Source organism: Xanthomonas sp. WHRI 7945 (assembly GCF_035026585.1).
On the sequence record NZ_JAYIQP010000023.1, the window covers coordinates 35,746 to 56,649 of the forward strand.

19 protein-coding genes are annotated in these 20,904 nt (G+C 68.9%); 9 read left to right on the top strand and 10 right to left on the bottom strand.

All coding sequences use genetic code 11. From position 1 onward, the window contains the following. Nucleotides 1–101 precede the first annotated feature (101 nt). From VDQ83_RS16175 to VDQ83_RS16195, 5 genes are all read right to left on the bottom strand, one after another. A complete protein-coding gene (locus VDQ83_RS16175) occupies nt 102–809 on the bottom strand; it encodes a TorF family putative porin (RefSeq protein WP_455435704.1) in 708 nt (235 codons plus the stop codon). Between the two features lie 368 nt (nt 810–1,177). Continuing rightward, nucleotides 1,178–2,221, bottom strand: a complete 1,044-nt coding sequence (locus VDQ83_RS16180; RefSeq protein ID WP_455435705.1) for a sulfate/molybdate ABC transporter ATP-binding protein — start codon at nt 2,219–2,221, stop codon at nt 1,178–1,180. Nucleotides 2,222–2,228: 7 nt separating this feature from the next. Continuing rightward, a complete protein-coding gene (cysW, locus tag VDQ83_RS16185) occupies nt 2,229–3,188 on the bottom strand; it encodes a sulfate ABC transporter permease subunit CysW (RefSeq protein ID WP_455435706.1) in 960 nt (319 codons plus the stop codon). 1 nt (nt 3,189) lies between these two features. Then, entirely contained in the window at nt 3,190–4,284 is a 1,095-nt protein-coding gene (locus tag VDQ83_RS16190; protein WP_455435707.1) for an ABC transporter permease subunit, read from the bottom strand. A 10-nt stretch (nt 4,285–4,294) separates the two neighbouring features. Continuing rightward, nucleotides 4,295–5,317 (bottom strand): sulfate ABC transporter substrate-binding protein, encoded by a 1,023-nt coding sequence (locus VDQ83_RS16195; protein ID WP_309912171.1) that lies wholly within the window; start codon nt 5,315–5,317, stop codon nt 4,295–4,297. A gap of 196 nt (nt 5,318–5,513) precedes the next feature. Here VDQ83_RS16195 and kbl point away from each other — a divergent pair, with 196 nt between their 5' ends. After that, complete coding sequence (gene kbl / locus VDQ83_RS16200) at nt 5,514–6,716, top strand: glycine C-acetyltransferase (RefSeq protein ID WP_455435708.1); 1,203 nt, start codon at nt 5,514–5,516, stop codon at nt 6,714–6,716. Nucleotide 6,717: 1 nt separating this feature from the next. Then, nucleotides 6,718–7,125, top strand: a complete 408-nt coding sequence (locus VDQ83_RS16205; RefSeq protein ID WP_455435709.1) for an HNH endonuclease — start codon at nt 6,718–6,720, stop codon at nt 7,123–7,125. On the opposite strand, the gene VDQ83_RS16210 is transcribed toward VDQ83_RS16205, so the two are convergent. From VDQ83_RS16210 to VDQ83_RS16225, 4 genes are all read right to left on the bottom strand, one after another. After that, a complete protein-coding gene (locus tag VDQ83_RS16210) occupies nt 7,061–7,897 on the bottom strand; it encodes a pseudouridine synthase (RefSeq protein ID WP_455435710.1) in 837 nt (278 codons plus the stop codon). The genes VDQ83_RS16205 and VDQ83_RS16210 overlap by 65 nt on opposite strands. Nucleotides 7,898–7,943: 46 nt before the next feature. After that, nucleotides 7,944–8,447, bottom strand: a complete 504-nt coding sequence (locus VDQ83_RS16215) for a hypothetical protein (RefSeq protein ID WP_455435711.1) — start codon at nt 8,445–8,447, stop codon at nt 7,944–7,946. A 302-nt stretch (nt 8,448–8,749) separates the two neighbouring features. Continuing rightward, complete coding sequence (locus VDQ83_RS16220) at nt 8,750–9,844, bottom strand: OmpA family protein (protein ID WP_263397432.1); 1,095 nt, start codon at nt 9,842–9,844, stop codon at nt 8,750–8,752. 278 nt (nt 9,845–10,122) lie between these two features. Next, the gene (locus VDQ83_RS16225; RefSeq protein WP_309912163.1) at nt 10,123–11,034 is read right to left on the bottom strand and encodes a LysR family transcriptional regulator; all 912 of its coding nucleotides are present in this window, start codon (nt 11,032–11,034) and stop codon (nt 10,123–10,125) included. A 97-nt stretch (nt 11,035–11,131) separates the two neighbouring features. Between VDQ83_RS16225 and VDQ83_RS16230 the strand changes: the two genes are divergently transcribed. From VDQ83_RS16230 to VDQ83_RS16250, 5 genes are all read left to right on the top strand, one after another. Continuing rightward, nucleotides 11,132–12,373, top strand: coding sequence for an MFS transporter (locus VDQ83_RS16230; protein WP_455435712.1), 1,242 nt, complete (start codon nt 11,132–11,134; stop codon nt 12,371–12,373). Next, nucleotides 12,370–13,644, top strand: a complete 1,275-nt coding sequence (locus VDQ83_RS16235; RefSeq protein WP_455435713.1) for an SGNH/GDSL hydrolase family protein — start codon at nt 12,370–12,372, stop codon at nt 13,642–13,644. Before VDQ83_RS16230 ends, VDQ83_RS16235 begins: the two co-directional genes overlap by 4 nt. 43 nt (nt 13,645–13,687) lie before the next feature. After that, nucleotides 13,688–14,722, top strand: coding sequence for an aldo/keto reductase (locus VDQ83_RS16240; RefSeq protein ID WP_263397428.1), 1,035 nt, complete (start codon nt 13,688–13,690; stop codon nt 14,720–14,722). A gap of 52 nt (nt 14,723–14,774) precedes the next feature. Further along, entirely contained in the window at nt 14,775–15,800 is a 1,026-nt protein-coding gene (locus VDQ83_RS16245) for a zinc-binding alcohol dehydrogenase family protein (protein ID WP_455435714.1), read from the top strand. A gap of 491 nt (nt 15,801–16,291) precedes the next feature. Continuing rightward, the gene (locus VDQ83_RS16250; protein WP_455435715.1) at nt 16,292–18,340 is read left to right on the top strand and encodes an oxidoreductase; all 2,049 of its coding nucleotides are present in this window, start codon (nt 16,292–16,294) and stop codon (nt 18,338–18,340) included. Between the two features lie 28 nt (nt 18,341–18,368). Here the strand turns inward: VDQ83_RS16250 and VDQ83_RS16255 are convergent, their stop codons facing one another. Continuing rightward, entirely contained in the window at nt 18,369–18,752 is a 384-nt protein-coding gene (locus VDQ83_RS16255) for a Rap1a/Tai family immunity protein (RefSeq protein ID WP_455435716.1), read from the bottom strand. A gap of 571 nt (nt 18,753–19,323) precedes the next feature. Here VDQ83_RS16255 and VDQ83_RS16260 point away from each other — a divergent pair. Both VDQ83_RS16260 and VDQ83_RS16265 read left to right on the top strand, forming a co-directional pair. Further along, nucleotides 19,324–19,785, top strand: a complete 462-nt coding sequence (locus VDQ83_RS16260) for a cell wall hydrolase (RefSeq protein ID WP_228320640.1) — start codon at nt 19,324–19,326, stop codon at nt 19,783–19,785. Between the two features lie 79 nt (nt 19,786–19,864). Continuing rightward, nucleotides 19,865–20,473, top strand: coding sequence for a glutathione binding-like protein (locus tag VDQ83_RS16265; RefSeq protein ID WP_455435717.1), 609 nt, complete (start codon nt 19,865–19,867; stop codon nt 20,471–20,473). Nucleotides 20,474–20,904 lie beyond the last annotated feature (431 nt).

Below are 20,904 nucleotides of genomic sequence, written 5' to 3' on the forward strand. Positions count from 1 at the left end.
GCCGCCCGCTGCGCCACCTGGTTTGCGTAAACCGTCCTGACATCGCACAAAAAGAAGGGCGCCACCAGGCGCCCTTCTTCGTTCGCGACGCTGCGGCCCGATCAGAACGCGATCGTGCCGGAGACCACGACACGGTGGTCGGCCAGCTTCTCGCCGAAGTTCTGGTTGCCCTTGTCGTCGGTGTCGTAGTAGCCCACGCTCAGCGCCAGCGGACCGACCGCCTTGCCGACGCTGACGCTGTAGTCGGTGTAGTCCTGGTACTGGGGCAGCGCGCTGGCATAGGTAGTGCGGCCGACGTGCGCGCCGATGGTGAACTCGTGCGGCAGGGTCCAGTTCCCGTCCAGCGCGTAGTAGAAGCTGTCCTCGTCCAGGCCGTAGACATCGTCGGTGTAGGCGACGGTCAGCGCGTAGGTGTCGAGGAACTTGGTCTTGGTGATCAGCTCGTTGTAGTTCGAACCGCCGGCACCGGGATAGCCGTAACGGTTGATCATCACGTCGAAGTTCCAGTTCTCGGAGAAGTCGACGTTGTAGCCGATAAAGCCGTCCACTTCCCAGTCCGGATCGCCGGCGCCGAAATCGACGTTGGAGCCCCAGGTGCCGACGTACAGGCCGAACGGCGAGGTGTAGGTGAGGCCGGCCTGGAACGCGGCGCCTTCGTCGGTCTGCGACACGCCGCGGAACACGTAGTCGCTGACCACGCCGTAGGAACCGGAGATCGGCGAGGCAGGCGCCTCGTCCTGGGCCAGGGCACTCAACGGAGAGGCGGCCAGCGCTACGGCCAGGGCGACACCAAGCTTGATCTTGTTCACCGGTAATTCTCCTGCGGTTGTCGAGGGGGTGGTTCCAGCGCCTTGCCCCGCACTGGCTTCACACTTTTTTAACCGCTTTTTTCTTGCAGTGCAACACTTTCAAGACAAACCAGTCATCCCAGGCCTTGTGCGGGTGCTCTTGGGGTCAAAGCTTGTCTACGTCATGCCCCGCGTGCGGCGCTGGCACAGGCCGGTCGGCAAAAGCACTTGTGGGAGCGACTTCAGTCGCGACGGGCCTTCCCTGGAAAGCCTCGTCGCGACTGAAGTCGCTCCCACAACCGCTCCGCTGGCTGCAAATACTCGATCGACGCAACTATTCGATCGAAGAACGCGCAAGCGCCGCTATGCGCCTGCACCCGAACGAATCGCTAGCTGCGCTGCGCGAACAGGCCGAAGCGGCACGCGCTCAGTTGCAGCACCTGGCCGGGCGCATAGCGCGCCGTGCCCTCGCCCGCCGGCAGTTCCACTTCCACTTCATCCTGGCCATGCGTCAGTTGCGCGCGCAGGCGCAGCCGCGAACCGCTGCGCTGCGAGGACAGCACCGTCGCCGTCCAGCCGCTGTCGCCGGGTGCAAGATCTTCCGGGCGCACGTACAGGTCGACCGGACCGCTGGACAACGGCGTGTCCGGCGCCGGCAACGCCAGTCCGGCGACCTGCAGCTGGCCGTCGCGCAGTTGCGCCGGCAGCCGGTTGACCGCGCCGACGAAGCCGTACACGAACGGCGACACCGGGCGGTCGTAGACGTCGGCCGGGCTGCCGAGCTGCTCGATGCGCCCGCGGTTGAGGATCGCCACGCGGTCGGCCAGTTCCAGCGCCTCTTCCTGGTCGTGGGTGACGAACACCGTGGTCAGCCCGGTGCGGTCGTGCAGCTCGCGCAGCCAGCGCCGCAGGTCGCGCCGCACCTGCGCGTCGAGCGCGCCGAACGGCTCGTCCAGCAGCAGCACGCGCGGCTCGATCGCCAGTGCGCGGGCCAGCGCCACGCGCTGGCGCTGGCCGCCGGACAGTTGCGTCGGATAGCGCGATTCCAGTCCGTCCAGTTGCACCAGCGCGAGCAGTTCGGTCACCCGCGCCCGGATCGCCGCCTCGGCCAGGCGCTCGGCGCCGCGGCGCACGCGCAGGCCGAAGGCGATGTTGTCGCGCACCGTCATGTGCCGGAACAGCGCGTAGTGCTGGAACACGAAACCGACCCGGCGCGACTGCACCGGCAGGCCGGTCGCGTCCTCGCCGTCGATCAGCACGCGCCCGGCGTCGGCATGCTCCAGCCCGGCGATGACCCGCAGCAGCGTGGTCTTGCCCGAACCGGACGGCCCCAGCAGCGCCAATAGCTCGCCCTGGCGGATGTCCAGGCTGACGTCGTCGAGCGCGACGAACGCGTCGAAACGCTTGCCCAGGTGCTGTACGCGGATGGTCATCGCAACCTCAGTGTCGGTGATTGGCGGCCAGCGATTCGCCGTGGCGCCATTCCAGGTAGGACTTCAGCGCCAGGGTCAGCAGCGCGGTCAGGGCCAGCAGGCTGGCGCAGGCGAACGCGGCGCTGTAGGCGTATTCGTTGTAGAGGATCTCCACGTGCAGCGGCAGCGTGTTGGTACGCCCGCGGATGTGCCCGGACACCACCGAGACCGCGCCGAACTCGCCCATCGCCCGCGCACTGCACAGCAGCACGCCGTACAGCAGCCCCCAGCGGATATTGGGCATGGTCACCCGCCAGAACATCTGCCAGCCGCTGGCGCCCAGGCTCAGCGCCGCCAGTTCCTCGTCGCTGCCCTGCTGCTCCATCAGCGGCATCAGCTCGCGGGCGATGAACGGGAAAGTGACGAAGGTCGTCGCCAGCACGATGCCGGGCAACGCGAACACGATCCGCGGCAGCTGCAGCAGCACTTCGCCGAACACCGGCGAATGCAGCCGGATACCTTCGTCGACCAGCGGCCACGCCCAGCCGTTGCGGCCGAAGATCAGGATGAAGACCAGGCCGGCGACCACCGGCGACACCGAGAACGGCAGGTCGATCAGGCTCACCAGCAAGCGCTTGCCGGGAAAGCGGTGCTTGCTCACCGCCCACGCCGCGGCCACGCCGAACACCAGGTTCAACGGCACCACGATCGCGGTCACCAGCAGGGTCAGGCGGATCGCCGCGAGCGCATCGGGATCGGAGATCGCCCGCCAGAACACGCCCAGGCCGCCGCGCAGCGCTTCGACGAACACCAGCAACAGCGGCAGGAACAGGAACGCCAGCAGGAAGCCCAACGCGCCGAGGATCAGCAACGCCTGCACCCACCGCGGTTCGGTGGTGACCGACGCGGCGCGGCGGCGGACGGGCGGCGATGCGCTCAACGCGTTCTCCGAAAACGGCACGGTCAACGTGGACACGGTATCGCTCATCTCACTGCGCCGCCAGGCCGCGCCGCGCGAACCGCGCCTGCAAGCCGTTGACCAGCAGCAGCATCACCAGCGACAGCAGCAGCATCGCCGCGGCGATGGCGGTGGCGCCGGCGTAGTCGAATTCCTCCAGGCGGATGGTGATCAGCAGCGGCGCGATCTCGGTCGCGTTGGGCAGGTTGCCGGCAATGAAGATCACCGAACCGTATTCGCCCACGCCGCGCGCGAAGGCCAGCGCGAAGCCGGTCAGCACCGCCGGCCACAGTCCGGGCAGCACCACGCGGCGGATGGTCTGCCAACGGCCGGCGCCGAGCGTGGCCGCGGCCTCCTCCAGTTCGCGCTCGGCCTCGGCCAGCACCGGCTGCACGATCCGCACCACGAACGGCAGGCCCACGAACACCAGCGCCACCACGATGCCGAGCGGCGTGTACGCGACCTTGATCCCGTCGGCTCCGCTCGCCTGCATCAGCCCGGCATAACCGATCACGATGACGCCGATGCACACTGCGGCCAGACTCGCCGCGGCCACGGCACCGAACAGGCGGCGCAGCGCCAACAGCGGTGCCGGCAGCGCGACATGGCCGCGGCGCAACAGCGCATAGCCGCCGGCGGACAGAGCCAGCAGCAGCGCCAGCCGCGGCCACAACCAGGCCAGGGTCGGCAAGTTGGCCGCCAACGCCTGCGCCGGCTGCTCCAGCCACTGCCCGACCCAGCCGTTGCCGCCGTACAGCGCGGTCAGCGCGATGCCGGCCACCGCGGTCGGCAGGGCGAACGGCAGGTCGATCATCGCGTCGAACAGGCGCTTGCCGGGGAAGCGATAGCGCACGAACACCCAGGCCACCCAGGTGCCCATCACCGCATTGAATGCGGCAGCGACGAAGGCGGTGCCGAAGCTGACCCGCAGCGCCGACAGCACCCGCGGTTCGCTCCACACCTGCCACACGCCATGCCAGCCCAGGCCGCTGGTCTTGAGCACCACGCCCAGCAACGGGATCAGCACCACCAGGCCAAGCCAGGCAAGCGTGATCCCCAGGCTCAGGCCGAGCCCGGGGATCACCCTGCGCCGCGACCGCGGCCGCGTGCCTGCCACGGTATTCACGCCCATCGCGTCACTTGCTCGCCTGGATCTGGTCGAACAGGCCGCCGTCGTTGAAGTGTTCGGCCTGGGCCTTGGCCCAGGAGCCGAACTGCTGGTCGATGGTCACCAGTTGCACCTTCGGCAGGCGCGCGATGTCGGCGCGGTCGGCGTACTCGGGATGGCGCGGACGGTAGTAGTGCCTGGCCGCAATCTTCTGCCCTTCCGGCGAATACAGGTATTTCAGGTACTCCTCGGCGGCGGCGCGGGTGCCGTGCTTGTCTACGTTCTTGTCGACCACCGCCACCGACGGCTCGGCCAGGATCGACAGCTTCGGCACCACGATCTCGAACTTGTCCTTGCCCAGTTCCTCCTGGGCCAGGAACGCCTCGTTCTCCCAGGCCAGCAGCACGTCGCCGATGCCACGCTGGACGAAGGTGGTGGTGGCGCCACGCGCGCCGGTGTCCAGCACCGGCACGTTGCGGAACAGCGCGCGCATGTAGCCGAGGATGCGCTCGCGGTCGCCCTTGAAGATGTGGTCGGCGTAGGCCCAGGCGGCCAGGTAATTCCAGCGCGCGCCGCCGGAGGTCTTCGGGTTCGGGGTGATCACCGACACGCCGGTGCGCAGCAGGTCCGGCCAGTCCTTGATCTTCTTCGGATTGCCCTTGCGCACCAGGAACACGATGGTGGAGGTGTACGGCGCGCTGTTGTCGGGCAGGCGCTTGGCCCAGCCCGGGTCGATCAGCTTGCCCTTCTCGGCGATCGCGTCCACGTCGTAGGCCAGCGCCAGCGTCACCACGTCGGCCTCGACCCCGTCGATGACCGAGCGCGCCTGCTTGCCGGAACCGCCGTGCGAGGTTTCCACCGTCACCTTGTCGCCGCTGTGGGTCTGTTCCCAGTGCTTGGCGAAGGCCGTGTTGTAGTCGCGGTACAGCTCGCGCGTGGGATCGTAGGACACGTTGAGCAGTTGCACGTCGCGCGCGGCCGCGGTGCCGACGAACGCGCACAGCGCGAGCGCGAGCAGCGGGCTGAATCGGCGCGGCAGAAGGCTGGGCATGGGCGGATCTCCGGGGTGAGGTGTGGCGGCACGGTGGTCGGCCATGCGAGCCACGGCCAGTGCGCCATGCTGCGCAGCCGCATTCGTGCGGTGAAATGACTTCGCCGCCGATGCTTATGCCATTTGTGCATGACGCCCGCCGACCTTCGCATACGCCGCGTTAAAATCTTCGCTTCTTTCCCTGCGCGTGCCCGTCATGACCGATTCCCGCCTTACCCAGCACTACGCCGACGAACTGGACACGATCCGCGCGCAGGGCCTGTTCAAGTCCGAGCGCATCATCGTCGGTCCGCAGTCGGCCGAGATCACCCTGGCCGACGGCCGCACGGTGCTGAACTTCTGCGCCAACAACTATCTCGGCCTGGCCGACCACCCGGACCTGATCCAGGCCGCCAAGGACGCGCTCGACAGCCATGGCTTCGGCATGGCCTCGGTGCGCTTCATCTGCGGCACCCAGGACCTGCACAAGCAACTGGAAGCGCAGATCGCCGCGTTCTTCGGCACCGAGGACACCATCCTCTACGCGGCCTGCTTCGACGCCAACGGCGGCCTGTTCGAGCCGCTGCTCGGCGAAGCCGATGCGATCATCTCCGACGCGCTCAACCACGCCTCGATCATCGACGGCGTGCGCCTGTGCAAGGCCAAGCGCTTCCGTTACGCCAATTGCGACATGGCCGACCTGGAAGCGCAGCTGCAGGCCGCCAACGCGGCCGGCTGCAAGACCAAGCTGATCACCAGCGACGGCGTGTTCTCGATGGACGGCTTCATCGCCCCGCTGGACGAGATCACCGCGCTGGCGCGCAAGTACGGCGCGCTGGTGCACATCGACGAATGCCATGCCACCGGCTTCCTCGGCGCGACCGGCCGCGGCTCGGCCGAGGTCAAGGGGGTGATGGACAAGATCGACATCTTCACCGGCACCCTGGGCAAGGCGATGGGCGGCGCACTGGGCGGCTTCACCACCGGCCGGCGCGAGGTGATCGAACTGCTGCGCCAGCGCTCGCGCCCCTACCTGTTCTCCAACTCGCTGCCGCCGCACGTGGTCGCCGCCGGGATCAAGGCGTTCGCGATGCTGGATGCGGCCGACGCCCTGCGCGCGCAACTGGTCGAGAACACCCGCCACTTCCGCGAACGCATGGCCGCGGCCGGCTTCGACATCAAGCCCGGCACCCACCCGATCTGCCCGGTGATGCTGTACGACGCGCCGCTGGCGCAGCGCTTCGCCGAGCGGCTGCTGGAGGAAGGCATCTACGCGATCGGCTTCTTCTTCCCGGTGGTGCCCAAGGGCCAGGCGCGGATCCGCACCCAGATCAGCGCCGCGCACACCCGCGAGCAGTTGGACCGCGCGATCGATGCGTTCGTGCGGATCGGGCGCGAGTTGAACGTGATCCCCGCCTGAGGTGCGTACGGTCCTGCGCCAACGGCTGTTGCTGGCGGCGCAGACCGACGCGCAGGCGCAGCCGGTGGACGGCGGTTGGGAGACACGGTGCCTGCACTGCCGGCGCCGCCTGCGCGTGCGCGATGACGGGGAACCGCTCGGCCACAGCACGCTGGAACACGTGGTACCGCAGGCTTGGTTCGGCCGCCGTGCGGCCATCGCGTTGTGCGGACTCGTCGGCGACGACCCCAACGACGCACGCAATCTCGCGCTGGCCTGTGCCGGCTGCAACCACACCAAGGGTCGCCACCACGACGCGCGCGGTCCGCAGGATGCGCGCGCCTACGACGTTGTCGCCGCCCTGCTCAGCGCGCGACTGGCGCGCTGGCGTCCGCCGCCGACACCAGTGCAGCGACTTCCGTCGCACTGAGCTCACGCCAAGCGCCCTTGCCCAGTTCGCCCAGCGCCAGCCCGCCAATCGCCACGCGCACCAGGCGCAGCACGCCCAGGTCGAGCTCGGCGAGCAGGCGCCGGATCTGCCGGTTGCGACCCTCGTCCAGCACCACTTCCAGCCAGGCGTGCTTGTCGCCCTGGCGCAGCAGCCGCACCTGCTTGGCGCGCAGCGCTTCGCCCTCGGCGACCACGCCGGCGCACATCCGCGCCAGCAGGTCCGCATCCGGCAGCGCATCGACCTGCACGTGATAGGTCTTGTCCGGGCCGCTGGCCGGGTCGGTGACCCGCGCCGCCCACTGCGGGTCGTTGCAGAACAGCAGCAGACCCTCGCTGGCCTTGTCCAGGCGCCCGACCGGCGCCAGCCAGGGCAGACCGGCGCCGTCGAAACAACGGTAGACGGTGTCGCGGCCGCGTTCGTCCTGCGCGGTGGTAACCAGGCCGCGCGGCTTGTTGAGCATCAGATAGACGCGCTGGGTCGCGGCCAGCGGCGCGCCGTCGAGCGCGAGGCGATGCCGGCCGCGCAGGATCGGGAATTCGGGATCGGTGACGATGCGCCCGTCGACCGCGATGCGGCCGGCGGCGATCCAGCGCGCGGCCTCGGTGCGCGAGCACAGGCCGAGCTTGGACAGCGTCCGCGCCAGGCCGTGGCGGGCCTCGCCGGCCGCAGCGGCAGCAGGCGGCCGCTTGGCGCCGGCCGCTGACGCCGACGCGCGCGATGCGGGACGGCGGGAACGCGAAGGAGGCTTCACCGCTCGCGCTTCGTACGCAGGCGCGGTCGGCGACCGCGCGCCGCGCTTACTGCTTGTCGGCCGGCTTGGCCGCGTCGGGCGCTGCCGCGGCCGGCACTACCGCCGCGGCCGGACGCGCCTTGACCACGCGCACGCCGCGCGCCTTCATCCAGGCGTCGAATTCCTCGGCGGTCATGCGCTTGCCGTTCTGGCTCATGTCGAAACGCCAGGGCGTGTTGTCGAACGCGGTGGTCGGCTTGTACGCGGCCGGATCGTTCGGCTTCACCGCGCCGCCGGCGGGCGCGACGTTGGCCAGGCTCTGGCAGCCTTCGGCGCGCAGCCGCAGCAGCACACGGTCCAGCGACTGGTCGCCGCTGTAGGCCTGGGCCAGCACGCCGCTGGGCATGCCCAGCTGCAGGTTGCGCGTGGACAGCTCGGAAGCGACCGGCGCACCAACCGTGGCCGGCAACGGCAGCGGCTTGGGCAGAACGTCGCCGGAGCAATCCGGTGCGGCATGGGCGGCAGGAATCAGGGCCAGACCAAGCAGGCCAGCCGTAACGATACGCAGCATCGGGTTTTCCATTCAGGCGAGACGACGCCGCGAGTGTAGGCAGGGCCAGGCGCAGTTTCAACCGATACCGGCACTGCATGCGCTAAATAATTGGGAAGGCTGAAAAAGTTCAGCTTGATGGGCACTATTCGGTGCTTCACCGGCCATCCCTGTAGGAGCGGCTTCAGCCGCGACCGGAGCTTGCACGGGAAAGCCCGGTCGCGGCTGAAGCCGCTCCTACAGATGCAGCGCGACGTTTTCCGGACGCACAAAAACAAAGCCCGGCGCGAGGCCGGGCTTTGCTTGAAGCATGAAGCGTCCGATTAGTTCTGGACGTTCAGCTCGGTACGACGGTTCTTCGCACGGCCTTCCGGGTTGTCCGAACCATCCGGGTTGGTGTTCGGCGCAATCGGGCGGCTCTCGCCGTAACCGATCGGACCGACCAGACGCGAAGCGTCCACGCCGTTCTTGGTCAGGTAGTCATACACGGTGGTCGCACGACGCTCGGACAGCTTCTGGTTGTAGGCGTCGGTACCCTTCGAGTCGGTGTGACCGGCGACCTCGACCTTCAGGTCGGGGTAACGCTTCAGGATCTCGGTGGCCTCGCTCAGGATCGCGATCGCGTCCGGACGCAGGGTCGACTTGTTGAAGTCGAAGTTGACGCCCTTCAGGTCGATCGACACAGGCACCGGGCAACCGTCCGGACCGATGGTCTGACCAGGCTGCGAAGCCGGGCACTTGTCGTCGCAGTTGTTGACGCCGTCACCGTCGTCGTCCATGTCCGCGCAGCTCGGGGCAGCGGTCGGAGCAGGAGCGGCAACCGGAGCCGACGGCGGCGGGCCGAGCGGGATCACGACGCCGACCGAGGCCAGCACGTCGCCGAACCAGTTCTCCGACGGAGCGGAAACGCTCTGGTCGTCGAAGTCAGCGCGGTAGGCCACTTCGGCACGCACGGCAACGCGCTTGTCGAAGGTGGTCTGCAGGCCGACGCCGGCCTTGGCGGCAAAGTTGCCGTCCTTGCGCTGACCCGGGGACACGGCGGCGCCGGTGTCGAACTCTTCTTCCGAGCGCTGGTAGCCCAGGCCGAACAGCAGGTACGGGTTCCAGCCGCGGCCTTCCTGGATGAAGTGGCGACGCAGGTCGAACGAGACGCCGTACTGGCTCCAGTTCAGGTCCTGGTTGGCGTCGAAGTTCGGGTTCTGATAGTTCAGTTCACCGTCGATCGACCAGTTCGGGCTGACGAACTTGCCCAGGCCCAGGGTGACGAACGGGGCGTCGTTGGTCAGACGGTCGTTGTCCTGGAAGTTGAAGCCGGCCGAACCGGTCAGGTACCAGCGGTCGTCGAATTCCTGTGCGGACGCTGCCTGGGCGACGGCCAGACCGCCCAGCAACGCGGCGGTGAGAATTTTCTTGTTCATTAATACAGCTCCTTGTTTCGGGGATATAGAAACCGATAGGGCATGGTTCAGTACAGATGTCTCGTCACATCCAGACGGCCGTTTCCGCACGCCATCGCCGCGCACATTATGCTCGGCATGGTGAAGACGGCGTTAACGGGCGCGTAACATGTGAAACCCATGGCCAGACCCTCAACGGTCGTGGATACACCGTATACAGCTTCATGAAATGATGCAATGCGGCGCCTGGACGGCCGTCTGCGTCCGTAGACAGTACGCCTGCGTGTTGTTTTTGCGACTCAGGCCAGGCGCTCCCAGGGCGGCGGGTCGGCCAGCTGCACCTGCATGAACTCGACGAAGGCGCGCACCCGTGGCGGCATCAGCCGGCGCTGCGGCATCACCGCATAGATGCCGGTCTCGGCGATCGCGTATTGCGGCAGCACCTGGCGCAGGCGCCCGCGGCGCAGGTCCTCGGCCACATGCCATACCGAATGCAGGGAAATGCCCTGGCCGTTCAGCGCCGCATCGCGCAGCACCTCGCCGAAGTTGGATTCCAGCGGACCGCGCACCCTGACCGCGACCTCGCCCTCGGCGCCGTGCAGGCGCCAGGTGTCCTGGCGGCCCTCGGCGCCGGTCAGCAGCAGGCAGGCGTGCGCGGCCAGGTCCGCCGCGGTCGCCGGTTCGCCGTGACGGCGCAGGTAGTCGTCAGACGCGCACAGCACGCGGCGGTTGCCGGCCAGGCGCCGCGCGACCAGGCTGGAATCGCGCAGCGCGCCGATCCGGATCGCCAGGTCGAAGCCCTCGCTGATCAGATCCACCACGTTGTCGCTCAGGTGCACGCTCAGCCGCATCTGCGGATATAGGGCCATGAACTGCGGCAGCAGCGGCGACACGTACTGGCGCCCGAACGAGGCCGACATCGTCACCCGCAAGGTGCCGGCGGCGGCGTTGCCGGCGGCGCGCAGGCCGCCGGCCAGCGACTCCAGGTCCTCGACCAGGACGCGCCCCTGCTCGGCCAGCTGCAGGCCTTCGGGCGTGGGATGCAGGCGCCGCGTGGTCCGGTGCAGCAGGCGCACGCCGAGGTCGCGCTCGAGCCGCTTCAGCCGCTGGCTGGCGACCGCCACCGACAGGTCCAAGCTGCGCGCCGCGGCGCTGATCGACCCCAGGTCGAGCACGCGCAGGAACAGGGCGATGTCGCCGATCCGGTCCACTTTATCGATTTCATTGAAAGTCACTCAACATATTGCCAGTTTCTGCTGATAAAGCGCGGACCTAGGCTGTGCTTCTCCCGCCTTCTCCGGAACCGCCATGTCTCCCTCCCTCACGCTACGGCCGGCCGCTGCGCCACCGCCGCGGCTGCCGCTGGCCCTGTTCGCGCTGACCGCCGGCGCCTTCGGCATCGGCACCACCGAGTTCGTGATCATGGGCCTGCTGCTGCAGGTCGCGGCCGACCTGCAGGTCAGCGTGCCGGCTGCCGGGCTGCTGATTTCCGGCTACGCGCTGGGCGTGTTCGTCGGCGCGCCGCTGCTGACCGTGGCCAGCCGGCGCTGGCCGCGCAAGCGGGTGCTGGTGGCGCTGATGCTGGTGTTCACCGCCGGCAACCTGGCCTGCGCGCTGGCGCCGGACTACGCCACGCTGATGGCGGCGCGGGTGGTCACCTCGCTGGCGCACGGCACCTTCTTCGGCGTCGGCGCGGTGGTCGCCACCGGCCTGGTGGCGCCGCAACGCAAGGCCTCGGCGATCGCGACCATGTTCACCGGGCTCACCGTCGCCACCCTGCTCGGGGTGCCGGCCGGCGCCTGGCTGGGCCTGCAGTTCGGCTGGCGCGCGACGTTCTGGGCGGTGGCCGCGATCGGCCTGCTGGCCACCGTGGTGATCGCCGCGCTGGTGCCGGCCGGCGACGACGCCACGCCGACCCTGCCGCTGCGCGAGGAACTGCGCGCGGTCGGCCGCGCGCCGGTGCTGCTCGGGCTGGCGACGACGGTGCTCGGCTATGCCGGCGTGTTCACCGTCTACACCTATATCCAGCCGATCCTGACCCGGGTCACCGGCCTGGGCGACGGCGCGGTGTCGCCGCTGTTGCTGGTGTTCGGGGTCGGCATGATCGTCGGCAACCTGCTCGGCGGGCGCCTGGCCGACCGCCATCCGCGGCAGGCGCTGCCGCTGACCCTCGGGCTGCTGGCGCTGGTGCTGGCGGCACTGGCCTTCGCGCTGCGCTCGGTGCCGGCGATGGTGCTGTTGGTCGGCCTGCTCGGGGTGGCCGCGTTCGCCACGGTGGCGCCGCTGCAGCTGTGGGTGCTGGGCAAGGCCGGCGATGCCGGCCGACATCTGGCCTCGAGCCTGAACATCGGCGCGTTCAACCTGGGCAATGCGCTGGGCGCCGGGCTCGGCGGGCTGGTGATCGGCCACGGCGGCAGCCTGACGCAGCTGCCGTGGGCGGCGGCGCTGGTCACCGCGACCGGCCTGGCGGTGGCGCTGCTGGCGCTGCGCCTGTCGCCCGCCGTCGCCCATGCGCCGGCGCACGCCTGCGCCGCGGGCGGTGCGGCATGAGCCGGCAGCTGCGCCAGGCCGCGCTGGCCACCACCTTGCTGGGCGCGCTCGCAGTGCCGGCCGGCGCCGCCGAGCGCGACTGGATCGCCACCTGGCAGGCCAGCCCGCAGCCGCTGTGGGCCGCCGACTTCCCGTTCCCGACCCAGACCCCGTTCAACCTGTGGCAGCAGACGGTGCGCCAGGTGGCGCGGATCAGCCTGGGCGGCGATACGGTGCGCGTGGAGCTGTCCAACGCCTACGGCCGCGAACCGCTGCACATCGGCGCCGCGCACCTGGCCCTGGCCGGAGACGGCGCGGCGACCGTGCCCGGCTCGGACCGCGAACTGCGTTTCGGCGGGCAGCGCGCGGTGACCATCCCGCCTGGCGCGCCGGTGCTCAGCGATCCGGTCGCGCTGCGCGTGCCGGACCTGGCGCGGCTCAGCGTCAGCCTGTACCTGCCGCAGCCGACCGCGCCGTCCACCTTCCATTGGGAAGGCCTGCAAAGCGCCTGGCTGGCCGCGGGCGAGCGCACCGCGGACGCGACGCTGGCCGACGCCACCGCGCTGCCGGTGCGCCTGTTCGTCAGCGGCATCCAAGTGCGTCGCGCCGATGCCGCCGGCGCGGTGGTGGCGCTGGGCGATTCGATCACCGATGGCGCCGCGTCCACCCCGGGCCACGACCGGCGCTGGCCGGACCAGCTCGCCACGCGGCTGGCCCCGCAGCGCGTGGCGGTGCTCAACGCCGGCATCTCCGGCGGCCGCGTGCTGCGCGACCGCATGGGCCGCAACGCGCTGGCGCGGCTGGACCGCGACGCGCTGGCGCAACCGGGCGTGCATACGCTGGTGCTGCTGATCGGCATCAACGACATCAGCTGGTATGCCACGCCGTTCGCGCCGGACGACACGCCGGTGTCCGCGCAGGAGCTGATCGCCGGCTACCGCCAGTTGCTGCAGCGCGCGCAGGCGCGCGGCCTGCGGGTGATCGGCGCCACGCTGACCCCGTTCGAGGGCGCATTGCCGGGCACGCCGATCCACGGCTACTACAGCGCAGACAAGGAGCGCGTGCGCCAGCAGGTCAACGCATGGATACGAAACGGCAACGGTTTCGATGCGATCATCGATTTCGACGCCCTGCTCCGCGACCCCGCGCACCCCACCCGCATGCTGCCCGCGTTCGATTCCGGCGATCACCTTCACCCCGGCGACGCCGGCTACGCCGCCATGGCCGAGGCCGCCGCGCGCGTGCTCGGCAGCGAGACCGACACGCACGCCGTCTCCGCTTCGCCACGCTGATTTCCGCATCCCGCCATTTCCCCCTGCATCAAGGAGTCTCACCATGGAATACCGTCATCTCGGCGCCTCCGGCTTCAAGGTCCCCGTGCTCAGCTTCGGCACCGGCACCTTCGCCGGCTCGAACGAGTTCTTCGCCGCCTGGGGCAATTCGGACGTGGACCAGGCGCGGCGCCTGATCGACATCTGCCTGGAGGCCGGGGTCAACCTGTTCGACAGCGCCGACATCTATTCCGGCGGCGCCGCCGAATCGGTGCTGGGCGCGGCGATCAAGGGCCGCCGCGACCAGGTGCTGATCTCGACCAAGGCCACGTTCCGCTTCGATCCCAACGACCCCAACAGCGTCGGTTCCTCGCGCTTCCACCTGGTGCGCGCGGTCGAGGCGGCGCTCAAGCGCCTGGGCACCGACTACATCGACCTGTTCCAGCTGCACGGCTTCGACGCGAAGACGCCGGTGGAGGAAACCCTGTCCACGCTCGACGACCTGGTCCGCGCCGGCAAGATCCGCTACCTGGGCGTGTCCAACTTCTCCGGCTGGCACCTGATGAAGTCGCTGGCGGTGGCCGACCGCTACGGCTGGTCGCGCTACGTCGCCAATCAAACCTACTACTCGCTGATCGGCCGCGACTACGAGGAAGAACTGATGCCGCTGGGCCTGGACCAGGGCGTCGGCGCGGTGGTGTGGAGCCCGCTGGGCTGGGGCCGGCTGACCGGCAAGATCCGCCGCGGCCAGCCGCTGCCGGAAAGCAGCCGCCTGCACAACAGCAAGGTCACCGAGGCCGGCCCGCCGGTCGAGGACGAGCGCCTGTACCGGGTGGTCGACGCGCTGGATGCGATCGCCGCCGAAACCGGCAAGAGCGTGCCGCAGATCGCACTGAACTGGCTGCTGCAGCGGCCCACGGTGAGCAGCGTCATCATCGGCGCGCGCAACGAGGAGCAGTTGCGGCAGAACCTGGGCGCGGTCGGCTGGAACCTCGACGCCGCGCAGGTGCGGCGCCTGGACGAGGCCAGCGCGGCGGTGCCGCCGTACCCGTACTGGCACCAGCGCGGCTTCGCCGAACGCAATCCGCGGCCGGTATGAGCCGGACACCCACCGCCTTCCCGCCACCGATTCCCCCACGCCTGGAGACATCATGAAAGCCGTCGCCCTCACCCATTACCTGCCGATCGACGATCCGCAGTCGCTGCTCGACGTGGACTTGCCCAAGCCGCCCGCGCCCACCGGTTTCGACCTGCTGATTCGAGTGGAGGCGGTGTCGATCAACCCGGTCGACACCAAGGTGCGCGCCCCCAAGCCGCAGGTGGAGGCGCAGCCCAAGGTGCTGGGCTACGACGCGGCCGGCGTGGTCGAGGCGGTCGGTGCCGATGTCGAGGGCTTCGAACCCGGCGACGAGGTCTATTACGCCGGCGACATCACCCGCGCCGGCAGCAATGCGCAATATCAGCTGGTGGATGCGCGCATCGTCGCGCGCAAGCCGGCGACGCTGGATTTCGCGCAGGCCGCGGCGCTGCCGCTGACCACGCTGACCGCGTGGGAACTGCTGTTCCAGCGCATGCCGTTCGACTTCGACGACGAGCGCAACCGCGGCCGGCGCCTGCTGGTGATCGGCGGCGCCGGCGGCGTCGGCTCGATCGCGATCCAACTGGCGCGGCACGCCGGCTTCGAGGTCATCGCCACCGCGTCGCGCCAGCAGACCCGCGACTGGTGTCTGCAACTGGGCGCGCAGCACGTGATCGACCATCGCCAGCCGCTGGCGCCGCAGCTGCAGGCCCTGGGCATCGAACAGGTGGATGCGGCATTGAACCTGGCCGACACCGACCGCTACTGGGACGCGCTCGGCGAACTGGTCGCGCCGCAGGGCCATGTCGGCCTGATCGTGGAACCGGCCGGCGCACTGCGCATCGGCGATCCGTACAAGTCCAAGTGCATCGGCATCCACTGGGAAATGATGTTCGCGCGGGCGCGCTTCAAGACCGCCGACATGATCGAGCAGCACCGGATCCTGGCACGCACCGCCAGCCTGGTCGATGCCGGCGAACTGCGCACCACGCTGACCGAGACACTGACGCCGATCGACGCGGCCAACCTGCGCGAAGCGCACCGGCGTCTGGAATCGGGCAGCACCATCGGCAAGCTGGCGCTGGCCGGCTGGGGCTGAGCGGCCAGCGCAGTTCGATCGGGGGCACGGGGGCGATCGCCTTCGCTTCGCGCGCGCGGCGGTCTTGACCGTGCGTCCCAGTCGCCGCTGCCTTCGCTGTTGCTGTTGCTATGCTTTTGATCTACCGGGGTCCCCTCAGCGCGGCAGACCCGGCGGGCGAATACCCGAAGGGCGGCGCGCAGGATGCGCGACGTTTTTCGTTGGCACATGGATGTGCCATCGAAAAATGCCCGTCGGGGCTGCGGACCTGGAGCGCGCAGCGCGGAAGGCGCGCTGCGGGGGTGTGCTTTCTTTTGGTTACTTTTCTTTGCACAAGCCAAAGAAAAGTAACCCGCGCCAGCGGAAGCTTTTTGCTCTTGCTTCAAAGCTTCAAAATCCTAGCGCCAGAACTCAAGACAACGGCAAAGACTAAAGGTAAAGGCACGCCCCTCTTGCCGTAGCCCAGGTTTCGCGTCACCCTGCGCGCTTCCGTACGCCAGCGTATCCAAGCCATGTCGCCCGCCTCCGGCCAGCCCGACCCGTCCCCCGCCGCCTATCCGCACCTGTTCGCCCCGCTCGACCTGGGCTTCACCCAACTGCGCAACCGGGTGCTGATGGGCTCGATGCACACCGGCCTGGAGGACCGCGCCCGCGACTTCCCCAAGCTGGCCGCGTATTTCGCCGAACGCGCCGCCGGCGGCGCCGGGCTGATCGTCACCGGCGGCTTCGCCCCGAACGTGGTCGGCTGGCTGAAGCCGTTCGGCGGCAAGCTGTCGTGGCCGTGGGAAGTGCGCCCGCACCGGCAGGTGACCCGCGCGGTGCATGCGCACGGCGCCAAGATCTGCCTGCAGCTGCTGCATGCCGGGCGCTACGCCTACCACCCGCTGTCGGTGGCACCGTCAAAGCTGAAGGCGCCGATCAATCCGTTCACCCCGCGCGCGCTGTCCGCACGCGGCGTCGAGCGCCAGATCGGCGCCTACGCGCGCGCCGCGCGGCTGGCGCGCGAGGCCGGCTACGACGGCGTCGAAGTGATGGGCTCGGAAGGCTATCTGATCAACGAGTTCGTGGCCCCGCGCAGCAACCGCCGCGACGATGCCTGGGGCGGCGACGCGAGCAAGCGCATGCGCTTCGCGGTGGAGATCGTGCGCCGCATCCGCGAGGCCTGCGGGCCGGACTTCATCATCATCTATCGGCTGTCGCTGGTGGACCTGGTCGAGGACGGCAGCGACTGGCAGGAGATCGTGGCGCAGGCGCAGGCGATCGAGACCGCTGGCGCGACGCTGATCAACTCCGGCATCGGCTGGCACGAGGCGCGCGTGCCGACCATCGCCACCTCGGTGCCGCGCGCCGCCTTCGCCGGCGTCACCGCCAAGCTCAAGCCGCATGTGCGGGTGCCGCTGATCGCCACCAACCGCATCAACATGCCCGACGTGGCCGAGCGCATCCTCGCCGGCGGCGGCGCCGACATGGTGTCGCTGGCGCGGCCGCTGCTGGCCGATCCGGAGTGGCCGAACAAGGCGCGGCGCGGCCAGGCGCAGGCGATCAACACCTGCATCGCCTGCAACCAGGCGTGCCTGGACCACGTGTTCGAGAACAAGACCGCCAGCTGTCTGGTCAATCCGCGCGCGGCGGCCGAAACCGAACTCAACTACCTGCCCACGGCGACGCCGCGGCGCATCGCCGTGGTCGGCGCCGGCCCGGCCGGGCTGGCCTGCGCCACGGTCGCCGCCGAGCGCGGCCATCGCGTGACCTTGTTCGACAGCGCCGCGGAGATCGGCGGCCAGTTCAACGTCGCCAAGCGCATTCCCGGTAAAGAAGAGTTCCACGAGACACTGCGCTATTTCCGCCACCAGCTCGACGCCACCGGCGTGGACGTGCGCCTGCGCACCACCGCCGATGCGGCGCTGCTGGCCGACTTCGACGAGGTGGTGCTGGCCACCGGCATCGTGCCGCGCGCGGTCGATTTCCCGGGCGCGGATCATCCCAATGTGGTCAGCTATCTCGACGTACTGCAAGGCCGGGTACAGGCCGCGGACAAGGTCGCGATCATCGGCGCCGGCGGCATCGGGTTCGACGTCGGCGAATTCCTGGTACACGCCGGCGAATCGACCGCGCTGGATCCGGCGCGCTGGATGGCCGAATGGGGCGTGGATCCGCAGTTCGAAACGCGCGGCGCGTTGCGCAAGCCGCAGCCGGAAGCGCCAGCGCGCACGGTGTGGCTGCTGCAGCGCAGTGCCGGCCGACCCGGCGCGCGCCTGGGCAAGACCACCGGCTGGATCCACCGCGCCGCGCTCAAGGCCAAGGGCGTGAGCATGCTCGGCGGGGTCGAGTACCTTGGCATGGACGACGCCGGCTTGCGCATCCGCGTGGACGGTACAGAACAGCTGTTGCCGGTCGGCACCGTGGTGGTCTGCGCAGGCCAGGAGCCGCGCCGCGACCTGCACGATGCACTGCAGGCTGCCGGCCGCAAGGTGCACCTGATCGGCGGTGCCGACGTCGCCGCGGAGCTGGATGCCAAGCGCGCGATCGCCCAAGGCAGCCGCCTGGCGGCGCAGCTCTAGGCGCGCGTGCGGCGATAGCGGCATGCGCTTAGCGGACGCAGGGAAAGGACGCGCGCAACACCTGGATCACCAGGGCGAGGCGCTGTCGCAACTGCGCAGGTGGCAATGCGCCGAGCGCGGTGTACACGCGCTCGGCCAGTTCGTCGCGCAGCACGCGCGTGGTACCGGCGCACCATCGGCGACACCCGCGCGATGCAGGGCTGCGCCGCGTCGCTGGCCTGCTGCCGATGGCGTTCGGCGCGCTGCGGCTCCAGTCCGGCAACGGCCTGCGGATCTCCCTTCCGGAGTTGCAGCAGGCGCTGTCCGGATAATTGATAGACAACGCATTCGACTTGCGCGCAGGCACGGCCGATACAGGCAAGGCACCGCGTCCGCCGCCAACAGACAGAATATGGCCAACGCGTAACGTCATGCGCACGCTTCAGCGCGGTTCGCTATGCGGCAACGCATACAACGCGATGTTCGCGTCATGCAGCTTGGCGATGCAGTTGCGGTTCTCCGACTTAGCGCATTGTCGAAGCCGGAACCGCAATCGCGCATCCACATGCGGCGTTCGCCACGACGCTATAGGCACAGCGTTGTCACTGTCGCCGCTCAGCACATCGTTGCCGCGTTCGATTCTTCGATGGAATCGTCATTGCGCGATACGCGTCGAGACCAATCGCGCAACTCCATGCAGCGTGATGCAAATGTGATGCACAAGGTTCGCGCATGCGCAACGATGCGACCGTCGACTCGCGCTGCAGCGCACCACAGCCAATGTGAGCGCTGTCAATGTCAGGGGTTCAGTTGCGATTGGGGAAGCGGCGCCTATTGTGCGCGCCACTTCTGATCCACCCATCTTGGTGGATCCGCCGGCCTCCAGATTGCGCCGGCACCCGGGCGGCCCGTGACAGGCCGCCTCCCCATGACGCCAAGCCGCATCGCCTTGCCGCGCCACCCGGTGCAGCCCCGATGACGGCCCATACGGAGCAAGGAGTCATATGAAACTGGCCTGGATTCTCTGGCTGTCGCAGCTGTTGCCGCAACCCGCCGCCGATTCGTTGTGTTTGAGCACCACCGTGTATCTGGAAGCGCGCGACCAGACGCTGCGCGGCCAGCAGGCGGTCGCCGAAGTGGCGCTGCGGCGCCTGGACAGCGGCCTGTGGGGCAACTCGATGTGCCAGGTGGTCACCGCGCGCAAACAGTTCGCGCCGGGGCTGGTGAAACCCGGCACCGAACTGAAGAACGACGATGCCTGGGCCGATGCGGTCGACGTCGCCTTTGCCGCGGAGCGCAACTGGGCGCTGCCGCAGGGCCAGCGCAAGGAGATCGTGCCCGGCGCCAGCCACTTCGCCGCGCATGCGATCGCCAGCCCCAGCTGGCGCAATGCCTACCAGGTCGCGACGATCGGCGACCACACGTTCTACCGCGTACAGAAGCTGCGGCCGCGCAACGCGTCCTGATCGCGCACTGCCGCACTATCGCCAACGGCATGCAGGGCCGGGTACGCTTCCCGGCCCTTTGTCTGTGCGGAGTGCCGCAATGAAACTGTATTCCAAGCCCGGCGCCTGCTCGCTGGCCGACCACATTGCGCTGCGCTGGGCAGACCTGCCGTTCGAACTGGAACTGCTCGATGCCGCGTCGATGAAGGCGCCGGCCTATCTCGCCCTCAATCCCGCCGGCGCGGTGCCGACGCTGCAGGTGGACGACTGGGCGCTGACCCAGAATTCGGCGATCCTCAACTACATCGCCGACCTGGCGCCGGCCGCGCAGCTTGCCGGCGACGGCAGCGCGCGCGGCCGCGCCGAAGTGCAGCGTTGGCTCGCCTTCCTCAACGCCGACCTGCATCCAGCCTTCCATCCCATGTTCGGCAGCACGCGCTACCTGGAAGACGCGGCGGTGATCGCGCGCACCCAGGAGCATGCGCGTGAGCGCCTGCGCACGTTGTATGCGCGCGTGGACGCGCACCTGGCAACGCAGGCATGGCTCGGCGGCGCGCAACGCTCCATCGCCGATGCCTATCTGTTCGTCACCTTGCGCTGGGCGCGCGCCTTGAAGATCGAGCTCGGCACGCACCTGCAACGCTTCTTCGAACACATGATGGCCGATCCGCAAGTGCAGGCGGCGCTGCATGCCGAAGGCCTGGACTGAACGCAGGCAACAGCGGCGCATGCAGTGTAACGCGCTGCGTGAATGAGCAGTTGCCAGAAAATTTCCATATCGACTGATGCCAAGGTGTGGGAGCGACTTCAGTCGCGACGGGCTCTACCGGCAATGCGTCGCGACTGAAGTCGCTCCCACAAACGCGCCGCGGGCTGCAACGGCCCGCATCCGGCATCCGCAAGACAGCCGACCTGCAGGTGCAGGTGGCGCGGCAGTCGGAAGGCCTAGAGAGCCCATGCAGTTCGAGCGATCTTTTTTGCTTGTTTGCACGCAAACGAAACCTTTAGGAGCGGTTTCAGCCGCGACAGGCTCTATCCGGATAAATCCTGTCGCGGCTGAAGCCGCTCCTTGTATCTGGACATAGGGCCTCTACGGCGTTATGTCTTCCGACTGATCATCGGAGGAGGTGCGGGAAGTCC

Excerpts from the sequence above, each read along its gene's own strand:
- VDQ83_RS16180 (WP_455435705.1), bottom strand. The coding sequence starts at position 2,221 with ATGACCATCCGCGTACAGCACCTGGGCAAGCGTTTCGACGCGTTCGTC.
- cysW (WP_455435706.1), bottom strand. The coding sequence starts at position 3,188 with ATGAGCGATACCGTGTCCACGTTGACCGTGCCGTTTTCGGAGAACGCG.
- VDQ83_RS16195 (WP_309912171.1), bottom strand. The coding sequence starts at position 5,317 with ATGCCCAGCCTTCTGCCGCGCCGATTCAGCCCGCTGCTCGCGCTCGCG.
- kbl (WP_455435708.1), top strand. The coding sequence starts at position 5,514 with ATGACCGATTCCCGCCTTACCCAGCACTACGCCGACGAACTGGACACG.
- VDQ83_RS16215 (WP_455435711.1), bottom strand. The coding sequence starts at position 8,447 with ATGCTGCGTATCGTTACGGCTGGCCTGCTTGGTCTGGCCCTGATTCCT.
- VDQ83_RS16220 (WP_263397432.1), bottom strand. The coding sequence starts at position 9,844 with ATGAACAAGAAAATTCTCACCGCCGCGTTGCTGGGCGGTCTGGCCGTC.
- VDQ83_RS16230 (WP_455435712.1), top strand. The coding sequence starts at position 11,132 with ATGTCTCCCTCCCTCACGCTACGGCCGGCCGCTGCGCCACCGCCGCGG.
- VDQ83_RS16235 (WP_455435713.1), top strand. The coding sequence starts at position 12,370 with ATGAGCCGGCAGCTGCGCCAGGCCGCGCTGGCCACCACCTTGCTGGGC.
- VDQ83_RS16240 (WP_263397428.1), top strand. The coding sequence starts at position 13,688 with ATGGAATACCGTCATCTCGGCGCCTCCGGCTTCAAGGTCCCCGTGCTC.
- VDQ83_RS16245 (WP_455435714.1), top strand. The coding sequence starts at position 14,775 with ATGAAAGCCGTCGCCCTCACCCATTACCTGCCGATCGACGATCCGCAG.
- VDQ83_RS16250 (WP_455435715.1), top strand. The coding sequence starts at position 16,292 with ATGTCGCCCGCCTCCGGCCAGCCCGACCCGTCCCCCGCCGCCTATCCG.
- VDQ83_RS16255 (WP_455435716.1), bottom strand. The coding sequence starts at position 18,752 with ATGACGTTACGCGTTGGCCATATTCTGTCTGTTGGCGGCGGACGCGGT.
- VDQ83_RS16260 (WP_228320640.1), top strand. The coding sequence starts at position 19,324 with ATGAAACTGGCCTGGATTCTCTGGCTGTCGCAGCTGTTGCCGCAACCC.
- VDQ83_RS16265 (WP_455435717.1), top strand. The coding sequence starts at position 19,865 with ATGAAACTGTATTCCAAGCCCGGCGCCTGCTCGCTGGCCGACCACATT.